This is a genomic window from Nonomuraea sp. NPDC049129, from assembly GCF_040648495.1.
Lineage (GTDB): Bacteria > Actinomycetota > Actinomycetes > Streptosporangiales > Streptosporangiaceae > Nonomuraea.
On the sequence record NZ_JBEZDU010000010.1, the window covers coordinates 301,509 to 323,142 of the forward strand.

16 protein-coding genes are annotated in these 21,634 nt (G+C 69.1%); 6 read left to right on the forward strand and 10 right to left on the reverse strand.

The features are described from left to right. Positions 1-5: 5 nt before the first annotated feature. Positions 6-1,169 carry an FAD-binding protein gene (locus AB0B64_RS31215; RefSeq protein ID WP_358181327.1) on the reverse strand — a complete coding sequence of 388 codons (1,164 nt, stop codon included), beginning with the start codon at positions 1,167-1,169 and terminating at the stop codon, positions 6-8. A 151-nt stretch (positions 1,170-1,320) separates the two neighbouring features. On the opposite strand from AB0B64_RS31215, the gene AB0B64_RS31220 reads away from it, so the two are divergent. Then, entirely contained in the window at positions 1,321-1,674 is a 354-nt protein-coding gene (locus AB0B64_RS31220) for a PLD nuclease N-terminal domain-containing protein (RefSeq protein WP_357939931.1), read from the forward strand. Here the strand turns inward: AB0B64_RS31220 and araA are convergent. The 9 genes from araA to AB0B64_RS31265 form a co-directional block, all read right to left on the reverse strand. Beyond that, a complete protein-coding gene (gene araA / locus AB0B64_RS31225) occupies positions 1,671-3,125 on the reverse strand; it encodes an L-arabinose isomerase (RefSeq protein ID WP_357939929.1) in 1,455 nt (484 codons plus the stop codon). The two genes, AB0B64_RS31220 and araA, sit on opposite strands and share 4 nt — an antisense overlap. Continuing rightward, positions 3,122-3,784 (reverse strand): L-ribulose-5-phosphate 4-epimerase, encoded by a 663-nt coding sequence (locus AB0B64_RS31230; protein WP_357939927.1) that lies wholly within the window; start codon positions 3,782-3,784, stop codon positions 3,122-3,124. The genes araA and AB0B64_RS31230 overlap by 4 nt, the downstream gene beginning before the upstream one ends. After that, entirely contained in the window at positions 3,781-5,433 is a 1,653-nt protein-coding gene (gene araB / locus AB0B64_RS31235; protein WP_357939925.1) for a ribulokinase, read from the reverse strand. Before araB ends, AB0B64_RS31230 begins: the two co-directional genes overlap by 4 nt. 42 nt (positions 5,434-5,475) lie before the next feature. Further along, entirely contained in the window at positions 5,476-6,459 is a 984-nt protein-coding gene (gene yjfF / locus AB0B64_RS31240; RefSeq protein WP_357939922.1) for a galactofuranose ABC transporter, permease protein YjfF, read from the reverse strand. Beyond that, positions 6,456-7,469, reverse strand: a complete 1,014-nt coding sequence (locus AB0B64_RS31245; protein WP_358181324.1) for an ABC transporter permease — start codon at positions 7,467-7,469, stop codon at positions 6,456-6,458. The genes yjfF and AB0B64_RS31245 overlap by 4 nt, the downstream gene beginning before the upstream one ends. Next, a complete protein-coding gene (locus tag AB0B64_RS31250; protein WP_357939918.1) occupies positions 7,466-8,989 on the reverse strand; it encodes a sugar ABC transporter ATP-binding protein in 1,524 nt (507 codons plus the stop codon). Before AB0B64_RS31250 ends, AB0B64_RS31245 begins: the two co-directional genes overlap by 4 nt. Before the next feature lie 67 nt (positions 8,990-9,056). Next, positions 9,057-10,022 carry an ABC transporter substrate-binding protein gene (locus AB0B64_RS31255; RefSeq protein ID WP_357939916.1) on the reverse strand — a complete coding sequence of 322 codons (966 nt, stop codon included), beginning with the start codon at positions 10,020-10,022 and terminating at the stop codon, positions 9,057-9,059. 71 nt (positions 10,023-10,093) lie between these two features. After that, positions 10,094-11,077 carry a LacI family DNA-binding transcriptional regulator gene (locus AB0B64_RS31260; protein ID WP_357941456.1) on the reverse strand — a complete coding sequence of 328 codons (984 nt, stop codon included), beginning with the start codon at positions 11,075-11,077 and terminating at the stop codon, positions 10,094-10,096. A gap of 226 nt (positions 11,078-11,303) precedes the next feature. Then, the gene (locus AB0B64_RS31265; RefSeq protein WP_357939914.1) at positions 11,304-12,311 is read right to left on the reverse strand and encodes a LacI family DNA-binding transcriptional regulator; all 1,008 of its coding nucleotides are present in this window, start codon (positions 12,309-12,311) and stop codon (positions 11,304-11,306) included. 125 nt (positions 12,312-12,436) lie between these two features. Between AB0B64_RS31265 and AB0B64_RS31270 the strand changes: the two genes are divergently transcribed. The 5 genes from AB0B64_RS31270 (at position 12,437) to AB0B64_RS31290 (ending at position 21,622) form a co-directional block, all read left to right on the forward strand. Further along, positions 12,437-13,711 (forward strand): sugar ABC transporter substrate-binding protein, encoded by a 1,275-nt coding sequence (locus AB0B64_RS31270; RefSeq protein ID WP_357939912.1) that lies wholly within the window; start codon positions 12,437-12,439, stop codon positions 13,709-13,711. Beyond that, complete coding sequence (locus AB0B64_RS31275) at positions 13,708-14,622, forward strand: sugar ABC transporter permease (RefSeq protein WP_357939909.1); 915 nt, start codon at positions 13,708-13,710, stop codon at positions 14,620-14,622. Before AB0B64_RS31270 ends, AB0B64_RS31275 begins: the two co-directional genes overlap by 4 nt. Before the next feature lie 81 nt (positions 14,623-14,703). Next, complete coding sequence (locus AB0B64_RS31280) at positions 14,704-15,471, forward strand: carbohydrate ABC transporter permease (protein ID WP_357939908.1); 768 nt, start codon at positions 14,704-14,706, stop codon at positions 15,469-15,471. Continuing rightward, positions 15,464-17,584: a beta-L-arabinofuranosidase domain-containing protein gene (locus AB0B64_RS31285; RefSeq protein ID WP_358181321.1), complete on the forward strand. Its 2,121-nt coding sequence runs from the start codon at positions 15,464-15,466 to the stop codon at positions 17,582-17,584. Before AB0B64_RS31280 ends, AB0B64_RS31285 begins: the two co-directional genes overlap by 8 nt. A gap of 18 nt (positions 17,585-17,602) precedes the next feature. Beyond that, entirely contained in the window at positions 17,603-21,622 is a 4,020-nt protein-coding gene (locus tag AB0B64_RS31290; RefSeq protein WP_358181318.1) for an Ig-like domain-containing protein, read from the forward strand. The last annotated feature ends 12 nt before the right edge of the window (positions 21,623-21,634 follow it).

Consider the following 21,634-nt stretch of genomic DNA (forward strand, 5'->3'; position numbering starts at 1 on the left):
TCCGGTCAGGTATCCAGCAGCGTCCCTACGAAGTCGTTGCGGAACTTGCCCGCCGGGTCGTAGCGCCCCACCAGGTCCCGGAAGCGCTCCGGGCACGACGGCCAGCGGGTGAACAGCTTGCCCCAGTGCGGCCGGGGATCGAACGGCGCCAGCCGCTCCTCCACCAGCTCGATCACCGGGAGCACCGCCTCGGTGTCCTTGACCCAGGTGAAGTGCAGGCCCACCGTGTCACGGCCGAGATACGGACTGAGCCACAGGTCGTCGGCGGCGATCGTGCGCACCTCGGAGATCTGCAGCACCGGCCGGAGGCGGTCGCCGATGGCCCGCAGCTCGCGCAGCGCCTCGGCCGCCCGCCCTCTGGGCAGCAGGAACTCCGACTGCAGCTCGTCGCCCGCGCTGCTCGGCGGCGAGTCGGCCCGGAAGTGCGGCAGCCGCTCGTGCCACGCCCCCGGCACGCCGAGCTGTTCGGTACAGCTCCCGGCCGGCATGCCCGGCACCGGGTGGCGGGGCCCGTCGGCCGCGCGGGTGCCGTGCCAGTCACCGGGGGGCAGCTCGCTGCGGCGCTTGAGCCACACGGTGGTCGCCAGCCAGTTGGTGAACAGGCTGACGCTGTAGCCGGCCGACATGACGGCCTCGAAGTCGAAGTCGTCGGGCAGGCCCTCCCGGACGTACTGGCGCAGCTCGAAGGCGGGCACGAGGTCGAGCGTGACCGAGGTGACGACGCCGAGCGCGCCGAGCGCCACGACCGCGCCGGGGAAGTCGGCCTCACCCCGCGCGAGGGTGATCAGGGAGCCGTCGGCGGTGACGAGGTCCAGCGCCGAAACGGCCGCCGACAGGCTCTGGTTGCCGCCGCCGGAGCCGTGCGTGCCGGTCGCGACCGAACCCGCCACCGAGATGTGCGGCAGCGAGGCCAGGTTGCCGAGCGCGAAACCGCTCGCGTGCAGCACGGGCGCGAGCTCCGCGTACGTCACCCGCCCACCGACCCGCACGCGCGCCGCGGCGCTGTCGATCTCGATCTCGTACGGCAGGCGGTCCAGGGCGACCAGGTCACCCGTCGAGTCGGCGACGTCGTTGAAGGAGTGGCCACTGCCTAACGCCCGGATGGAGGTGGTGCCGGCGACAAGGCTCTGGAGCTCGTCGAGGGCGGAGGGATGATGCACGTTTTTCATCTGAAAGGCGATGTTTCCCGCCCAATTCTTCAACGTCACTGCCCTACAGTTCCATAGCTCTTGTCAGCGCCGCGAGGGGGCGCTAGTTTCGGGTGCCGCCGACGAAAGCGCCGACGACAAAGGCGCTCTGGGCGCCGCCGAGGAGAATTCCGTGCTCTACCTGTCCGAGGCCCTCGGCCTGGCCACGCTCGTGCTCTGGCTGTACTGCCTCTTCGACGCGATCACCACGCCGGAAGAGGCGTGCCGCAACCTGCCGAAGATCCTCTGGGTGCTCATCGTCCTGCTGTTCCCGCTGGTCGGCTCCATCATCTGGCTGGTGGCCGGGCGCCCGCAGGCGCTCCCGCCGGCGCGGCCGACCGGGTACCCCGAGTACGACCGGCCGGGGCGCGCGACCGCGAGCAACCCCGACGACGACGAGGAGTTCCTGCGCCGCCTCCGCGAGCGGGCAGAGGAACAACGCAGGAACGCCCCGAAGCCGCCTGACGACACCCCCAAGGGCGACTAGAAGCCCTGCGCCAGCCGGTAGTACGCCTGGTTCCAGCGCAGCTCCTTGGCGAACCCCCGAGCCGTCGTGTCCGCGTCGATGACCAGCAGCTCGACCCCGAGCATGTCGGCCAGGTCGGTCAGCTCCTCGGTGCCCACGGCCGTCGAGAGCACGGTGTGGTGCGGCGCGCCCGCGGTCAGCCACGCCTCGGCGGAGGTACGCAGGTTCGGCCGGGGCCGCCAGACCGCGCGCGCCACCGGCAGGTTGGGCAGCGGGTGCGGCGGCGCGACGATGTCGATCTCGTTGGCCACCAGCCGGAACCGGTCCCCCATGTCGGCGAGCCCGATGACGACGCCGGGACCCGGCTCGGCGTCGAACACCAGCCGCACCGGGTCCTCCCGGCCACCGATGCCCAGCGGGTGGATCTCGCACGACGGGGTGCCCGTGGCGATCGACGGGCAGACCTCCAGCATGTGCGCGCCGAGGATGAGCTCCTCGCCCGGCGTCATGTTGTAGGTGTAGTCCTCCATGAACGAGGTGCCGCCGGGCGCCATGGCCTTGAGCGTGCGCAGCAGCACCGAGGTCTTCCAGTCGCCCTCGCCGCCGAAGCCGTACCCGTCGGCCATCAGCCGCTGCACGGCCAGCCCGGGGAGCTGGCGCAGCCCGCCGAGGTCCTCGAAGTTCGTGGTGAACGCGCGGAACCCGCCCGCCTCCAGGAAGCCGCGCAGGCCCAGCTCGATCCTGGCGGCGTAGCGCAGCGAGTCGTTCCGCTCGCCCAGCAGCTCCGGCGCCACCCGGTAGAGCTCGGCGTACTCCTTGACCAGCGCCGTCACGTCTGCCTCGGAGGCGGCGTCCACGGCCTCGACCAGCTCGTTGACGCCGTAGGTGTTGACCGAGACGCCGAAGCGGAGCTGCGCCTCGACCTTGTCGCCCTCGGTGACGGCGACGTCGCGCATGTTGTCGCCGAACCTGGCGAGCTTGAGCGTACGCACCTCCGCCAGGCCCGCCGCCGCCCGCGACCAGGCGAGCACCCGGTCGGCCACGAACGGGTCACTGACGTGCCCGGCCACGGTCTTGCGCGGCACGCCCAGCCGGGTCTGTATGTGGCCGAACTCGCGGTCGCCGTGCGCGGCCTGGTTGAGGTTCATGAAGTCCATGTCGATGGAGCTCCACGGCAGCTCAACGTTGGCCTGCGTGTGCAGGTGCAGCAGCGGCTTGCGCAGCGTGTCCAGCCCGGCGATCCACATCTTGGCGGGGGAGAAGGTGTGCATCCAGGCGATCACGCCGGCGCACGAGTCGTCGGCGTTGGCCTCCAGCATCACCCGCCTGATCGCGGCCGCGTCGGTGAGCACGGGCTTCCACTCGACGGGCACCGGGAGCGCCGCGGCGATTCGCTGCGACTGCTCGGCGACCTGGCGCAGCGTGTCCTCGCCGTACAGCCCCTGGCTGCCGGTCAGAAACCAGATCTTCAACGCGGGCTCCTCTGTTGTCCGTAGACGTTCTGATAGCGGTCGTACAGGCGGTCGATGTCGTCCTGGGCGATGGCCAGCGGCTCGCCGAGCTGCTTGGCCACGTGCACGGTACGGGCGACGTCCTCGCACATCACAGCGGCCTTGACCGCGGCTTTGGGGCTCGGACCGATGCTGAAGACGCCGTGGTTCTGCATCAGGACGGCCCGCGAGCGGTGCCCCTTGAGCGTCTTCACGATGCCCTGGCCGATGGAGTCGTCGCCGATCAGCGCGAACGGCCCGACCGGGATCTCGCCGCCGAACTCGTCGGCCATGGCGGTCAGGACGCACGGGATGGCCTCGCCGCGCGCCGCCCAGGCGGAAGCGTAGGTGGAGTGGGTGTGCACCACCCCGTTCACCTCGGGCATGTTGCGATAGACGTAGGCGTGCGCGGCGGTGTCGCTGGACGGCGCGTGCTCGCCGGCCACCAGGTTGCCGTCGAGGTCGCAGACGACCATGTTCTGCGGCGTCAGCTCGTCGTAGGTGACGCCGGACGGCTTGATGACGAACAGGTCCTCACCGGGGACCCGGCCGGAGACGTTCCCGGCGGTCCAGACGACCAGGTTGTTGCGCACCAGCTCGGCGTGCAGGTCACAGACCGTCTTCCGCATGGCCTCGGTCATGAGCGGGCCTCGTTCCTGATCGCGCGTAGCGTGTGCAGCATTCGTCCATCCCCGAAGTAGTCGTGCAGCTTGCGGTATTCGGCGTAGAGCCGGTCGTAGGCGTCGGCCCGGTCCGCGTCGGGCACGTAGGCGTTCTCCTGCCGCGCGCCCATCACGGCCGCGGCCTGCTGGATGTCGTCGTACGCGCCCGCCGCGACGGCCGCGTGGATCGCCGAGCCGAGCGCGGGGCCCTGCTCGGAGTCGATGATCGAGAGCGGGCGGCGCAGCACGTCGGCGTAGACCTGCATGAGGAAGCGGTTCTTCAGCAGGCCGCCGGCCACCACGAACTCCGCCACCGGCACGCCCGACGCCTCGAACGTCTCGACGATCACCCGGGCGCCGAACGCGGTGGCCTCGATGAGCGCGCGGTAGACGTCCTCGGGCTTGGTGGCCAGGGTCTGGCCGACGACCACGCCGGACAGGTCGTGGTCGACCAGCACCGAGCGGTTGCCGTTGTGCCAGTCGAGCGCGACCAGGCCGTGCTGCCCGACCCGCTGCCCGGCGGCCAGCTCGGTCAGGTAGTCATGCACCGACTGCCCCCGGTCGGCCGCGAGCCGCGCGTACGAGGCGGGCACGGCGTTGTCGACGAACCAGGCGAAGATGTCGCCCACGCCCGACTGTCCCGCCTCGTATCCCCACAGCCCCGGCACGATCCCGTCACGGACCACCCCGCACATGCCGGGCACCTCGGCCAGCTGGTCGGAGGGCATCACGTGACAGGTGGAGGTGCCCATGATGGCGACCATCTGGCCGGGCCGGACGGCGTCGGCCGCGGCGGAGGTGACGTGCGCGTCGACGTTGCCGACGGCGATGGCGATGCCCTCGGGCAGTTTGGTCCACTCGGCGGCCTGCGCGGTCAGCCGCCCGGCGAGCCCGCCCAGCGGAGACAGCTCATGCCCCAGCTTGCCGGCAAACCCGGAGAAGCCGGGGTTGAGGGCGGCGAGGAAGTCCTCGGACGGATAGCCCCCATCCTGAAAAATCCCTTTGTATCCGGCGGTGCAGACGTTGCGGGTCTCGACCCCGGTGAGCTGCCAGATGATCCAGTCGGCGGCCTCGATCCACCGCTCGGCCCGCCCGTAGGTCTCCGGGTCCTCTTCGAGCACCTGCAGGCCCTTGGCGAACTCCCACTCCGAGGAGATCTTGCCGCCGTAGCGCGGCAGCCAGCTCTCCCCGCGCCGCGCAGCCAGCTCGTTGATCCGGTCGGCGTGCGCCTGCGCCGCGTGGTGCTTCCACAGCTTGGGCCAGGCGTGCGGCCGCTCGGGCGTCTGGAAGCAGAGCGGCGTGCCGTCGCCGGTGGTCGGCAGCACCGTGCACGCGGTGAAGTCGGTGCCGAGCCCGACGACCTGCGCCGGGTCGATCCCGGCCGCGGCCACGGCCTCGGGCACGGCGGTACGCAGCACGTCCAGCCAGTCCTGCGGGGACTGCAGCGCCCAGTCGGGTCCCAGCCGGACCTCTGAGCCGGGCAGCCGGTCTTCGATGACGCGGTGGGCGTACTCGTGCACGGCGGTGCCGACCTCGGCGCCGTCGCCGACCCGCACCACCACGGCGCGGCCGGACAGCGTGCCGAAGTCGACACCGATCACGTATGTGTTGTTGTTGTTAGCGTTCACACAATCTCCCTTGATCCGGTACGGCGGAGGCCGTGCCGGAGGTCAGGTCCGGCGCGCCGAGAATAGACGCTGGAGCAGGATGAAGACGAAGAGCAGAAGTCCGATGAATATCTTGGTCCACCACGAGCTGAGCGTGCCCTCGAAGCTGATGACCGTCTGGATCAGGCCCAGCACGAGCACGCCCAGCACGGTGCCGAGCAGGAACCCCGAGCCGCCGGTCAGCAGTGTGCCGCCGATCACGACGGCCGCGATCGCGTCGAGCTCCATGCCGACGGCGTGCAGCCCGTACCCCGAGAGCATGTAGAACGACAGCAGCACCCCGCCGAGCGCCGAGCAGAACCCGCTGACCGTGTAGACCGTGATCTTCGTCCGGGCCACGGGCAGGCCCATCAGCAGCGCGGACTGCTCACTGCCCCCGGTGGCGTAGACGGCGCGGCCCAGGCGCGTGTAGTGCAGCACGTACGCCGCCACGAGCACCACAACGGCAGCGATGATCACACTCGGCGAGATCCACAGACCGGCGAACAGGTCGATCCTGGTCTGCGCGAACGCCGTGAACGTCGGGTCCTCGATGGGGATCGAGTCGGTGCCGATCGTGTAGCACAGCCCTCTGGCCAGGAACATCCCGGCCAGCGTGACGATGAACGGCTGGATGTCGAAGGCGTGGATGATGTATCCCATCACCAGCCCCAGCGCGGCGCCGATGAGCAGCACCAGCGGGATCACCAGGTACGGCGGCCACCCGGGCCCCTTCATCAGGCTCGCCGAGATCATGGTGGACAGCGCGACCACCGAGCCGACCGACAGGTCGATCCCCCCGGTCAGGATCACGAACGTCATGCCGACGGCCACGACCAGCAAGAAGGCGTTGTCGATGAAGACGTTGAGAATCACCTGCCCGCTGGCGAACCCCTCGTAGCGGATGCCGCCCGCGACGAACATCGCCACGAACAGGCCGGCGGTCACCAGGACCGGCACGTACTTGGCCGGGATCGTCCTGAGGCCGTTGAGCGTCACGGTCGTCATGCCGTCACCCTGACCTTCTCCTCGGCCGCCGGGCTGGGCGGCACGGCTCGGCGGCGACGGCCGAACACCTTCTCGCGGAACGACTTCGACTGGATGAGACAGACCGCGGTCACCACGAGCGCCTTGAACAGCAGCGTGGTCTCCGGCGGCACGCCGATGGAGTAGATGGTCGTGGTCAGCGTCTGGATGATCAGCGCGCCGAGCACGGTGCCGCCGAGCGAGAAGCGCCCGCCCGACAGCGAGGTGCCGCCGATGACCACGGCCAGGATGGCGTCGAGCTCGACCCAGAGGCCGGCGTTGTTGCCGTCGGCGCTGGACACGTTCGAGCTGATCATCAGCCCGGCGACGCCCGCGCAGAGCGCGGCGAAGGCGTAGACCATGATGATGATGCCGCGCGAACGGATCCCGGCGAGCCTGCTGGCCTCGGCGTTGCCGCCGACCGACTCGATCAGCATGCCCAGGGCCAGCCTGCGGGTGAGAAAGACGGTGATCGCCAGGACCACCACGACCAGCAGGATGCCGAAGGGCACGGTCAGCCAGTAGCCGCCGCCGATGACCTTGTACGAGGGGCTGTTGACGGTGATGATCTGCCCGCCGGTGATCAGCTGGGCCAGGCCGCGCCCGGCCACCATGAGGATCAGCGTGGCGATGATCGGCTGAATGCCGACGACCGCGACGAGCAGGCCGTTCCACGCCCCGAGCAGCACCGACAGGCCGAGCGCCAGCGCCACGGCGGTGAACACGCCGGCGTCGTCGCTGATCTGCAGGCAGGCCAGCGCCCCCGCGATCGCCACCACCGAGCCGACCGACAGGTCGATGCCGCCGGTCGCGATGACCAGCGTCATCCCGAGTGAGACCAGGATGAGCGGGGCGCCGAACCGCAGGATGTCGATCAGGCTGCCGTAGAGGTGGCCGTCGCGCATCTGGATCGAGAAGAAGTTCGTGGTGAAGAACACGTTGACGAGGAGCAGCAGGGCCAGGATGACGACCGGCCAGAGCAGGCGTCTCATTCCGCTCGCCCTCCGCCCGCGCCGCCACTTGCGATGGTCTCCATGAGCACGTCCGTGGTGAGGTCGTCGTCGTTGGGCAGCTCGGCGACCAGCCTGCGGTCGCGCAGGACGCCGACCTTGTGGCTGAGCCGCAGCACCTCCTCCAGCTCGGCGGAGATGAACAGCACCGCCATGCCGCCGTCGGAGAGCTGGGCGACCAGGCGCTGGATCTCGGTCTTCGCGCCGATGTCGATGCCGCGCGTGGGCTCGTCGAGGATGAGCAGTCTGGGCTCCAGGATCAGCCACCTGGCCAGCAGCACCTTCTGCTGGTTGCCGCCGCTGAGGTCGCGTACGAGGTGCTCCGGGTTGGCCGGGCTGATCTTCAGCGCGGAGATGTACTTGCCGACCAGCTCGTCCTGCTGCTCACGCGGGACCGGCCTGGTCCAGCCCCTGGTGGCCTGCAGGGCCAGGATGATGTTCTCCCGGAGCGTGAGGTCGGGGATCAGCCCGTCCGACTTGCGGTTCTCCGAGCAGAACGCGATCCGGTGGTTCATCGCGACGCGCGGCGTGCGCAACGAGACGGGCGCGCCCTCGATGGTCACCTCACCGGCGCTCGCGTGGTCGGCGCCGAACAGCAGCCGCGCGACCTCCGTACGGCCCGAGCCCAGCAGCCCGGCCAGCCCCACGACCTCGCCCTCGTGGACGGTCAGCGTGAACGGCTCGATGGCCCCGGCCCGGCCCAGCCCGCGCGCCTCCAGCAGCGGCCGGTCGAACACCTTGGCCTCGCCGTGCAGCTTCTCCAGGGCGGCGAGCTCCTGGCCGATCATCTTGGCGACCAGCTCGACCTGGCTGAGCTCCGCGGTGAGGTATTCGCCCACCAGCCGCCCGTTGCGCAGGATCGTCATCCGATCGGAGATCTCGTAGACCTGGTCGAGGAAGTGCGAGACGAACAGGATCGCGATGCCCTCCTCCTTGAGGGTGCGCATCACGCGGAAGAGCTGTTCGACCTCGCTCGCGTCGAGGCTGGAGGTCGGCTCGTCGAGGATCAGCACCCGGGCCTCGATGTCGATGGCCCGCGCGATGGCCACCATCTGCTGGATGGCCGGCGAGTAGGTCGACAGGGGGGCCGAGACGTCGAGGTCGAGCTCCAGCCGGGCCAGCAGCTCCGCGGCCCTGGCCCGCATTCGCGGCCAGTCGATCCGGCCCCAGCGCCGGGGCTCGCGGCCGACGAAGATGTTCTCGGCGACCGAGAGGTTCGCGCAGAGGTTGACCTCCTGGTAGACCGTGCTGATGCCGGCCCCTTGAGCCTCCAGCGGGCTGCCGAACGCGACGGGCTCGCCCAGCAACTCGATGGAGCCGGCGTCGATGGAGTGGACGCCGGTCAGCACCTTGATCAGGGTGGACTTGCCCGCGCCGTTCTCGCCCATGAGCGCGTGCACCTCGCCCGGCAGCAGTCGCAGGTCCACGCCGTCGAGAGCCTTCACGCCGGGGAACTGTTTGCCGATTCCGCTCATCAGCAGGATCGGCGCGGGTACGGCCATCGGCGCCCCTCTCCTCGCTCTTGCTCGTATGGGTGGGCCGGCCCGCGAGGGCCGGCCCGGTCGGCGGTCAGTACTGGCGGTTGGGCAGAGCGGCCTTGGCCTGCTCCTGGTTGAACGCCGTCTCCTGCGTGATCACGCGGGTCGGCACGGTCTCGTTCTTGACGACCTTCTTGGCCAGGTCCATCAGCTGCGGGCCGAGCAGCGGGGAGCACTCGACGATGTAGTTGATCTTTCCGTCGGCGAGGGCCTGCATGCCGTCCTTGACGGCGTCGACCGTGATGATCTTGATGTCCTTGCCGGGCACCTTGCCCGCGCCCTCGATGGCCTCGATCGCACCCAGCCCCATGTCGTCATTGTGCGCGTAAAGCACGTCGATGTCCGGAGTGGACTTCAGGAAGGCCTCCATGACCTCCTTGCCCTTGGCCCGGGTGAAGTCGCCGGTCTGCGAGGCGACGATCTGGAACTTGGGCTCGGCCTTGATGACCTCCTGGAAGCCCGCCTTGCGGTCGTTGGCCGGCGCCGAGCCCGTGGTGCCCTGCAGCTCGACGATCTTGACCGGGTCGGTGCTGCTCTTGTACTCGTCCACCAGCCACTTGCCGGCCTTGCGGCCCTCTTCGATGAAGTCCGAGCCGAGGAAGGTCTTGTAGAGCGAGGTGTCCTTGGAGTCCACGGCCCGGTCGGTGAGGATCACCGGGATCTTCGCGTCCTTGGCCTCCTTGAGTACGGTGTCCCAGCCCGACTCCACCACCGGCGAGAAGGCGATGACGTCCACCTTCTGCTGGATGTAGGAGCGGATCGCCTTGATCTGGTTCTCCTGCTTCTGCTGGGCGTCCGAGAACTTCAGGGTGATCCCGGCTGACTTGGCCGAGTCCTGCACCGACTTGGTGTTCGCGGTGCGCCAGCCGCTCTCCGCGCCGACCTGCGAGAAGCCCATGGTGATCGCGCCACCGCCACCGCCGCCGCCACTGCCGCATCCGGCCACCGCCATGGCGGTGAACCCGGCGAGCATCAACACCGAGATCCTCTTCAACACGTGGGGTCCCTTCTGATGTGAGCGCTAACACCGAACGCGTGGGTGCGTGCGCGCTTCCTATCGTGTACGGCCTACCGCCGGGCCGTACTGGCCCGGGAGACGAGCGAGGGCGGGACCACGAGGCGTTCGCGCTCGTGGGAGCCTTGGCCCTCGATCTGCCGAAGGAGCACCTCGATGCTGTGCCTGCCCACCGCGCCGAAGTCCTGCCTGATGGTGGTGAGCGGCGGCGAGAAGAACTCCGATTCGGGGATGTCGTCGAAACCGACGACGCTCACCTGGTCGGGCACTCTCACCCCCTGCTCGGTGAACGCCCGCAGCACGCCCAGCGCCATCTGATCGTTGGCGACGAACACCGCCGTGACGTCCTTCATGCTCGCCAGACTCCGCCCCGCCTCGTATCCCGAGCGCGGACTCCAGTCTCCGGCGAGCGGCTCAGGGGCCGAACGGCCCGCCTGCTCCAGCGCGGCCCGCCACCCGGCCACGCGCCCCTCGGCCTCCAGCCAGTCGGAGGGGCCGCGGATGTGCCAGACCGTCTCGTGTCCCAGGGAGAGCAGGTGCTCGGTGGCCATCCTGCCGCCGCGGACCTGGTCGACGCAGACGACCGACACGTCACCGGCCTCGCCGCCCTCGACGGCGACCGTGGGCACCCCGAACGGGAGCTCCCCCAGCGCCTGGGCGGCCGACCGTTGCGGCGCGACCACGACGATGCCGTCGACGCCCTGGTCGGCCAGGTAGTCGAGGGCATCACTGACGCCGATCTTGTCGATGGACTTGAGACTCACGATGCTGACGAAGTAGCCGGCCCCCCGGGCCGCCTGCTCGATGCCGTAGACCGTGCTGGCCGGGCCGTACAGCGTGGTGTCGAAGCTGACCACGCCGAGCGTCCTGGAGTGCTTGGTGACCAGGGCGCGGGCGACAAGGTTGCGGCGGTAGCCGAGCTTGTCGATCGCCTCCATCACCCGCGCGCGGGTCTCGCTGCGCACGTTGGGATGCTCGTTGAGCACGCGTGAGACCGTCTGGTGCGATACCCCGGCCTCTTTGGCCACATCGGCCATGACCGGCGGTCGACGCCCCTGGGTCGCTCCCACTGCCGTGCTCCCTTCCTGGCTTGGCATGACTGTGAACGTTAACAACAGGTCTCGTCAAGAGGTCGTCCGATTACGGTCGCGTCACACGAGCTCTGCCTTGAGCGCTCCTCATCTTTGGCGCCCAGCCTGGAGAGGAAGTTCACTCGAAATGTTAACGCTAACATACCAGGAGGGCCAGGCCCTCTGCGCGCGGTTACGCCGACGACGCCGTGGAGTCGCGGATCACCAGCTGGCAGGGCATGCGATGGATGCCCGGCGTGGCCCGTCCGTCGATGGCCGCGAACAGGTGCTGGGCGGCCGTCCTGCCGAGGAGCTCGAGGTTCATGTCCACGGTCGTCAGGGCCGGGCGCGTCTCGGTCGACAGCACCTCCCAGTTGTCGTAGCCGATCACCGCGATGTCGTCGGGCACCCGCCGCCCCCGCTCGCGGACCGCCTCCACGAACCCGGCCGCGACCTGGTCGCTGCCGCAGAACACCGCGTCGATCTCCGGCTGGGCCATCAGCAGCATCTCCGCCGCGTGCCGCCCCCACCGCTGCGACCACGCGCCCCAGAGCGTCTCGCCCGCCTGCTCCAGACCCGCCTCGGACAGCGCCAGCTCCACGCCCGCCACGCGATCACGGGCCGCCTTGTAGTGCTCGGGCCCGGTGACGTGCGCGATCCGCCGCCGGCCCAGCGCGATCAGATGGTTGACCGCCATCACCGCGCCGCCCACGTCGTCCGGCACGAACGACACGTCCTCCGGATCGTCCGACGGCCCGTAGGCGTAGACCACCGGCACTCCGAGATCGCGGCTGACCGACGGCCGCGGGTTGGTGCTCTCGCCCACCACGATCAGCCCGTCGACGCGGCGCGACAGCAGTGCGCGCAGGTGGTGCTGCTCCCTGATGGCGTCGCCGCGGGCGTCGCAGAGCAGCACCGCCATCTCCCCCGCGCCGAACGCGTCCTCCGCGCCGAGCAGCACCGGGATGCCGAACCGGCCCGCGCTGTCAGAGGTGAGCAGCCCGACCGTCCGCGTCTGGCCGGACAGCAGCCCCCTGGCCAGGGCGTTCGGCTGGAAGGAGAGCTCCTCCGCCGCGGCGAGCACGCGCTGACGGGTCGAGGCCCGCACGTCCTGCCGCCCGTTGAGCGCCTTGGAGGCCGTGGCGATCGACACCCCGGCCAGGGAGGCCACGTCGTTGATGGTCGCGCGCCTACCCGCCATATTTTCGAAACCCTTTTCAGTAACCCGGTATCTAGGACAAACCATAATACCCATTGACAGGCCCCAATGTTTCTTCTACGTTTCCGAAAACCTTTCAGTTCACGGGGGTCCCGAAGGAGACAACCATGAGACGACGGCTGGCTGGGATCGCCTTCCTCGGTTTGTTAGCGCTCACAGCCGCCGCTTGCGGCAGCAGCGGGAGCGGTGGGAGCGAGAAGCAGCCCCAAGCGGCAGGCCCGGTCACGATCACCATGTGGACCCGCGCGGCGACGCAGGCCCAGAGCGAACGGCTGGTGAAGGCCTACAACAGCAGTCACAAGAACCAAGTGAAACTGACCGTCATCCCGACGGACAACTACCAGCCGCGCATCGCTGCCGCGGCCGGGGCCAAGCAGCTGCCGGACGTGTTCGCGGCCGACGTGATCTTCGTCCCGAACTACACCTCGCAGGGCCTGTTCATGGACATCACCGACCGGGTCAACGCCCTGCCGTACAAGGCCGGTCTCGCGCCCTCCCACATGAAGCTGGGCACGCTGGACGGCAAGCTCTACACCCTGCCCCACACGCTGGACCTGTCGGTCTGGTTCTGGAACAAGGACCTCTACGCCAAGGCCGGGCTCGACCCGGAGAAGGGGCCCAAGACGCTGAAGGAGTTCGCCCAGCAGGCCACCACGATCCAGCAGAAGCTGGGCAAGGACGGCAAGGTGCACGGTACGTTCTTCGGCGGCAACTGCGGCGGCTGTTACGTCTTCACCTTCTGGCCCTCGGTCTGGGCGGCCGGCGCCCAGGTCATGAACGCCGAAGGCACCACCTCGCTCAACGACCAGCCCGCGATGACCGAGGTGTTCAAGACCTACCGCGACCTGTACGAGAAGAAGGTCACCGGCCCGACGGCCAAGGAGGAGCAGGGCCCGACCTGGACCGGCTTCTTCCCCAAGGGCGAGATCGGCGTCATGCCCATGCCGTCGACCACGCTCGGCACGATGCCCGCCGACATGAAGATCGGCGTCACCCCCATCGCCGGTCCCGACGGTGGCGAGTCGACCTTCGTGGGCGGCGACTCGATCGGCATCTCCTCGACGTCCAAGAACGCCGACGCGGCCTGGGACTTCCTGTCCTGGACCGTCTCCGATGACGCGCAGGTCGAGGTCATGGCCAAGAACAAGGACGTGCTCGCGCGTACGGACCTGGCCAACAACAAGTACTCGGCTGAGGACCCGCGTGTGGTTTTGATCAACTCGCTGGTCGCCAAGGGTCAGACGCCCTACGCGCTGCGCTTCGGCCAGACGTTCAACGACCCGCAGGGACCCTGGCTGCGGCTTGCTCGCGAAGCGGTGTTCGGCGACGCCTCGAAGGTGCCCCAACTGAACGCCGAGATAACGAAGTCCCTGCAGCAATGATTGCAACTCTCAGCAAGCCCAAGCGGCGGGCGGCCCACACAGTGCCGTCCGCCCGATGGCGGAGGAGACAGGTCCAAGGCTGGCTGTACGCCGCACCGACCGCCGTCATCGTGGGCGTCCTGTTCCTCGCACCGCTGGTGCTGGTCGTCTGGATGTCGCTGAACCGCTGGCCGCTGCTGGGCCAGGCGGTCTTCAACGCCCCCGACAACTACGCCAAGATCCCCAAGAACCCGCTGTTCTTCGACGCGGTGCTCTTCACGCTGAAGTACACCGCCATCACCACCGTCCTGCTGTCGGCCGTCGCGCTCGGCCTGGCGCTGCTGGTGCAGGAGCGCCGCCCCGGCGTCGCGTTCTTCCGTACCGCGTTCTTCCTGCCGGGAGCCGTCGGCTTCGCCGCCGCCGCGCTGCTGTTCTACGGCCTGCTGAACAACGACTTCGGCCCGATCGACCCGCTGCTCCAGACGCTGGGGATCACGCACGAGCCGGTGAAGTGGATCGGCACGCCCAACATGGCGTTGTTCTCCACGATCGCGCTCGTGCTGTGGCGCTTCGCCGGGTTCAACATGCTCATCCTGCTGACCGGCCTGCAGTCGATCCCCGTCGAGGTGTACGAGGCGGCCAGGAGCGACGGCGCCAACCGCTGGCAGATCTTCACCAAGATCACGATGCCGCTGCTGCGCCCGACGCTGGCGCTGATGCTGATCCTCAGCATCACGGGCTCGCTGCTGGCCTTCGACCAGTTCTTCATCTTCACCAACGGCGGCCCGGACAACAGCACGGTCTCGATGGTCATGGTCGTCTACCGCGACGCGTTCTTCCGCTTCGACCTCGGCGGGGCGGCGGCGCTGTCCGTCGTGCTGCTGGTCGCCCTGGTCGGGTTCAACACTCTGCTGATGCGGAGGCTCAAGTGAGGAGTGAACCCGACGCAGCGAACGGAGCGGTCCGCGAGGAACGAGCGGCCCGCGGAGGGAGTGAGGAGCGGTGAACGACCAATGATGCGGTATTACCCCACTGTCACGGCGCTGGCCATTCTGTTCCTGTTCCCGCTGGTGTGGAGCGGCTGGGCGTCGCTGGAGGAGCCGTCCAACTACCTGAAGATGGCCCAGTTCGGCGAGGGCGTCGGCACCTACGCCACCAACAGCGTGCTGGTGTCGTCGATGACCGTCGCCGGCACGCTGATCGTCTCCGCGCTGGGCGGCTACGCCTTCGCCCGGTTCGACTTCCCCGGCAAGAACCTGCTGTTCCTGGCCACGCTGGCGATCCTCATGGTGCCGTACGCGACGATCCTCATCCCGCTCTACGTGCTGCTCGGCTACCTCGGCCTGCAGAACTCGCTGCTGGGGCTGTCGCTGGTGTTCGTGATGTTCCAGCTGCCGTTCGCGCTGTTCATGATGCGCAACGCCTTCGAGGCGATCCCGCGCGAGCTGGAGGAGGCGGCGCTGGTCGACGGCTGCGGCACCTTCCGGGCCTTCTCCCGGATCCTGCTGCACGCCGTACGGCCCGCGCTCGTCACGGTCGGCCTGTTCGCCTTCCTCGCCTCGTGGAACGACTTCTTCGCACCGCTCATCCTGCTCAACGACGGCGCGTCGTTCACCCTGCCGGTGGCCGTGGTCAGCATGACGCAGGGCACGTTCGGCGCCATCGACTACGGCATGCTCCAGGCCGGCGTCATGGTCATGGCACTCCCCTGTCTCATTCTGTTCGTCATTCTGCAGCGCCACTACGTGCGCGGATTCATGTCGGGAGCTCTGCGTGGCTAATCCTGTCCTCCCCTCATCGGGTGTGCTGTCCCCCCTCGGCCTGGACGCGGTACGTCCGGCGCCCGGCTTCTGGGGCGACCGCGTCACCCTCAACCGGGACGTCACCATCGCCCACTGCCAGGAATGGATGGAGCGCGAAGGCTGGATCGACAACTTCCGAGGCCGGCTGCCCCGCAAGGGCAGGGAGTTCAGCGACTCGGAGATCTACAAGCTGCTGGAGGGGATGGCGTGGGCCGACCACCCCGCGCTGCCCGAGCTGGCCGAGACCGTGGCCAGGGCCCAGGAGGGTGACGGCTACCTCAACACCCGATGGTCCGGCAGCCGCTACACCGACTTCGAGTGGGGCCATGAGCTCTACTGCTACGGCCACCTCATCCAGGCCGGGGTCGCCAGGCTGCGCATGCACGGCGAGGACCGGCTGACCGAGGTGGTCAAGCGGGCGGCGGACCACATCTGCCGCCGCTTCATGGACACCTCGGAGACCTGCGGCCACCCGGTGGTGGAGATGGCGCTGGTCGAGCTGTACCGGGCCACCGGCACCGAGCGCTACCTGGAGATGGCCCGCCGCTTCGTCGAACGCCGGGGCCTGCCCGCGCTGGCCGAGATCCCGTTCGGCCGCGCCTACTTCCAGGATGATCTTCCAGTACGGCGCGCGCAGTCGTTGCGCGGGCATGCCGTACGGGCGCTCTACCTGGCCAGCGGCGTCGTCGACGTGGCTGTGGAGACGGGCGACGAGGAATTGCTGAAGGCCGTCGAAGCGCAGTGGGAGCGGGCGGTCGCCAGACGCACCCACCTGACGGGCGGCATGGGCTCGCGGCACACCGACGAGTCCTTCGGCGAGGACTACGAGCTGCCGCCGGACCGCGCCTACTCCGAGACCTGCGCGGGCATCGCCTCGATCATGCTGGCGCACCGGCTGCTGCTGGCCACCGGCGACGCCCGGTACACCGACGTGGCCGAGCGGACGCTGTACAACGTGCTGGCCACCGCGGTGGCCCTGGACGGCCGGTCGTTCTTCTACGCCAACCCGCTGCGCGTGCGGGTGCCGGCCGTGCCGCTGAACGGGGTCAACCACGCCGCCGAGGGCGGGCTGCGCTCGCCGTGGTTCGACGTGTCGTGCTGCCCGAACAACATCGCCCGCACGCTCGCCTCGCTGGCGGCCTACGTGGCGACGAGTGACGCGGGCGGGGTGCAGATCCACCACTTCACACCGGGCGAGATCACCCATGGGCCGCTCGCGTTGCGGGTGGAGACCGGGTATCCGTGGTCGGGCGGGGTGCGCGTGCGGGTCCTTTCGGGTGGCAGCGGGCGGATCTCGCTGCGCGTGCCCGCCTGGGCGAAGGGCGCCACGCTCGCGTACGGACCGGCCGGGCCGGACGGTGGCGCTGGATCGGACGCCGGTGGGTCGGACGCTCGCGGGTCGGACGCCGGTGGGTCGGACATTTCGCATATGTCGGGTAGTCGGGAGGTCGAGCCCGGGTACGCCGTCGTCGCGGGCGACTGGCGGCCGGGTGATGAGATCCGGCTCGACCTGCCCATGGCTCCCCGATGGACCTTCCCCGACCGGCGCGTGGACGCGCTGCGCGGGAGTGTCGCGGTGGAGCGCGGGCCGCTCGTCTACTGCGCGGAGTCCGTCGCCGACGAGCCGCCACTCGCCGACGTGGCCGCCCGCATCTCGTCCGCACCCATCGAGCGTCCGGCCGACCCTCCGGCCGCCCCTCCGGCCGCCCCTCTGGGCGATCAACCAGCTGACCATCCGGCCGACCACCAGGCCGGCTCTCCGGAAGGGGCGTCCGCAGCCGTCCCCGTACCGAGGGCGGCCGGTTCCGAGGCGGGCGCGCCCGATCCCGTCGCGGGCGCGCCCGCCACTGACCCCGCCGCCGATCTCGCCGCCGGTCACACTGTCGGTCCCGCCGCTGGTCCCGCTGTCGATCCTGTCGTGGAGATCGAGGTCGCCGTCGTGCTCGGGACTCCGGCCACCGACGACTGGCCGTACGGGCCGACGCCCGACGCGCCGGATGGCACGGACACCGTGCTGCGGCTGGTGCCGTACCACCGCTGGGGCAATCGCGGCCCCGCCACCATGCGCGTCTGGCTGCCCGTCGCCGACTGACACCCCATGGAGAACTCCGTGCGCAAAACCCTCTCCGGCCTGGCCGCGTTAGCCGTCGCGGGCAGTCTGCTCGCCGCCGGCTCCCCGGCCACGGCCGTCCAGGACGATCTCGGTATGCCGGTGTTCACCGGCGCCGACCCCGTTCCGGCCGAGCCCGTCCGTTACCAGCCGCGCAAGATGATGGAGGAGATCTACAAGAAGGAGAAGGGCGGCGACTCGTACTGGATCGACCGCATGCTGGCCCGCCCCGGCGACGACCCGGCGGGCACGTGGCTGATGTCGCGGGGCCGGACGCTGTTAATGAAGGAGCACGACCCGTCGGTCATCGGCTTCGGCGGCAGCGTGGCGTACTGGGAGAGCATCGACAACCGCGACGCCTACAGCGTCTCGCTCGGCACGGACCTCAAGGAGGACGTGAGCAAGCGGTTGCAGATGCCCAGCCACTGGATCGGCCAGTACGCGGGCGGCGATCTGGCCGTGACCGTCAAGAAGTTCATCACGCACGAGAACGTGGCGGTCACCACGCTGGCGGTCACGAACAGGGGCACCGCGAAACTGGAGGTGCCGGTCACGGTGACCTCTCCGTACACCAAGACCGCGGACGGCGACCGTGAGCTGACCGGCGTGGTGGCGGCGAAGAACCGGCTGACCACGCTCTTCCCCCGGCTCAGCGGCGACGGCCTGAAGGTCGCGGACGGCGCGCTGAAGGGGACGCTGTCGGTCGAGCCGGGCAAGACCGTGCGGACCAAGGTGCAGATGGGCTTCGTCACCGAGGAGCTGGCCGGGTCGCGCGACGAGTACGACGGCTACAAGGGGCGCTCGCCGGAGAAGGCGCTGCGACGGCAGCTCCAGGACTACAACGCCTGGTGGGCGGAGAACCTGCCCTACATCGACGCGCCGGACGCCAACATCAAGAAGTTCGTCTACTACCGCTGGTGGTTGATGCGGTTCAACTTCCTCGACGCCGACATTCCGGGCAACGACTTCCAGTTCCCGACGTCGGTGGAGGGGGCGCTCGGCTACAACAACGCGATCGTGCTGACCGTGCCGATGTTCCTGCAGGATCTGAAGTATCTGCGAGATCCGATCTACTCGTACGGCCCGTGGGTGTCGGCCGGCGAGGTATCACGTAACTCGAAATATACGGATAACCCGGGTGATCCGGAGAACTGGTCGAACAGCTACACCCAGTACATCTCGGCCTCCGCGCTGGAGAGCTACCAACTCCACGGCGGCCAGCCCGCGATCCTGCGCAACCTCGCCCGCTACGCGGAAAAGGACGTCTACGGGCAGCTCAACGCCTACGACTCCAACAAGAACGGAGTCATCGAGTACGACTGGGAGGCGATGACCGGCAACGACGCCGACGCGGTGTCGTTCCACTACTACAACCGGGCGAACGAGCGGCTCGAGGGCGCCTATGTCTACGCCAACGCGATGGCGGCGGCGCAGGCGTACACGCTGATCGGCGACACCGCGAAGGCCGCCGAGCTGCGGGGCGTGGCCGACAAGGTGAAGAACGGCATCCTCACCCTGCTCTGGGACGACCAGAACAAGCTGTTCAAGCACCGCGACCTGCAGACGGGCAACCTGATCCCGTGGAAGGAATCGAACAACTACATCCCGTTCGCCACCGGCCTGGTCCCGACGGACGACCCGAAATATCGGGAGGCGCTCCGTCTATGGACCGACCCCGCTGAATATCCGATTTTCCCGGCCTATACCGCTAATCAGAAGGACAAAGCGGAGGCCGCGGCGGCAGGGCATCCGGGGTCGAACAACTTCTCGCAGATCAATTCGACCCGGAACTTCTCGCTGTTCTCCAAGGCGCTGCGCGAATACACCTCGCCGTACATCACGGCCGACCAGTACAAGCAACTGCTGTACTGGAACGCCTGGTCGCAGTTCGTCGGCGGCGACACCCGTTACCCGGACGCCAACGAGTTCTGGTCGAACTGGAATCCCGCCACCAAGACCATCGACTACCGGTCGTGGATCCACCATACGATCCTCGGTAGTAGCAACTGGACGGTCATCGAGGACGTGATGGGCCTGCGCCCGCGCTCCGACGGCAAGGTCGAGCTGTGGCCGGTCGACATCGGCTGGGACCATTTCACGGTCAACGGCATCAACTACCGCGGCAGCGACCTGAGCATCGTCTGGGACAAGCCCGGCGACGGAAAAACGCACTACGCGGGCGTGCCCGAGGGTTACTCGATCTTCATCGACGGCAAGCGCAAGGTCACGCTGTCCGGGCTCGCGCACGCGGTCTGGGACCCGGCCACGGGCAAGGTCGAGGGCGGCGTTGAGAAGAGCACGGTCGTGCACGCCGAGGCGGCGCGGTCGATGAAGGCTCCGGCCGAGGTGAAGCTGTCGGGTGACCGGGTCGAGGACCTGTTCCAGAAGGCCGGGGTCGATCTCGGCTCCACCCGGCCGAACCTGGTCAAGTCCGCCACGGCCTCGTACGGCGACCCGGCGGGCGCGGTGGACGGGTTCACGATCAACGAGCCGTACTGGGGCAGCAAGGGCTCCGGCAAGGCGCAGGACTGGCTGGAGGTGGACCTGGGCTCGGCCCGGCCCGTCGACCGGCTGCGCCTGTACTTCTACAACGACCGCAAGACCGGGGGCTACAGCGAGCCCGCCCTGTACTCGGCGCAGTACCTCGACGGCTCCACCTGGAAGGACGTGCCCGGCCAGGCCAAGGACCCGGTCTATCCCCGGGCCAACCTCAACGAGGTCCGCTTCAGGTCCCTCACCGCCCAGAAGCTGCGCGTGCTGGTCACCCACCGGCCGGGCTACTCGACGGGTTTGAAGGAGGTGCAGGCGTACGCGACCGGCTCGGCGCCGCCGTCCACAAGCAACCGGGCCCCCTACGTGCTGGCCGTACAGGACGCGACCTTCAACCGTCCCGGCCAGGCCAGGCTGGACGCGGTCGTCAAGGACGACGGGCTGCCGTCGGGGACGCTCAGCATGACATGGAGCGTCGTCGACGGGCCTGGCCAGGCGTTCTTCACCGATCCGGCGAGCCCGGCCACGGTCGCGTCGTTCACCGAGGCGGGCACGTACCACCTGAAGCTGACCGCCTCCGACGGCGCCAAGTCGGCGTCCGGTACGGTCGCCGTCACGGTGGGCGCGCTGGGCACGCAGGTGAACGTGGCGCCGTACGCGACACCGACCGCCTCCTACACCTCGCCGTGGGAGAAGGTGACGGCGATCAACGACGGCATCGAGCCGCCGCGCTCCAACGACGGCGCCAACCCGCGCTGGGGCACCTGGCCGCAGGAGGGCACGCAGTGGGTGCAGCTCGACTGGCCGTCGCCGGTACGGGTGAACAAGGCGGACCTGTACTTCTTCGACGACGGCGGCGGCGTCCGCGTCCCGGCGTCGTGGAAGATCCAGGCGTGGGACGGCGACTCCTTCGAGGACGTGACCGGCGCCGCCTCCTATCCGACCGCGGCCGACGCCTACAACACGGTCTCGTTCGACACGGTGACGACGACGAAGCTGCGCGCCGAACTGGTGTCCGGGCCGGCGTCCGTCGGGGTGCTGGAGTGGAAGGCGTACGCGGTGCCGCCGGACTCGGTGCGGCCGGTGTACGTCCCGACGGTGGCCGGCACGCTGCCCCAGCTTCCGGCCAAGGTGGAGACGCTGTACGCGGACGGCGGCCGGGGTCAGGCCGCGGTGACGTGGCAGCAGGTGACCGCCGACCAGGTCAAGACCGGTGGCACCAGCTTCAAGGTCGCCGGGCTCGCCGAGGGTCTGCGCTCGCCTGTCGAGGCCACGGTGTACGTCAGGACGAGTCCGGCGGTGACCATCACCTCGATCGCCGAGGAGGCGGTGCGGACCCGGGCGGGCACCGCGCCGTCGCTGCCGGCGACCGTCGTGGCCACGTACAACGACGGGTCCAAGGACAGCTCGGTCGCGGTCACGTGGGCGCAGATCGACCCGAGCTCGTACGCCTCTCCCGGCACCTTCTCGGTGACCGGGCAGGTGGCGGGCACCACGGTCCCGGCGAACGCGACGGTGACCGTGGAGTGACCACCACACTAA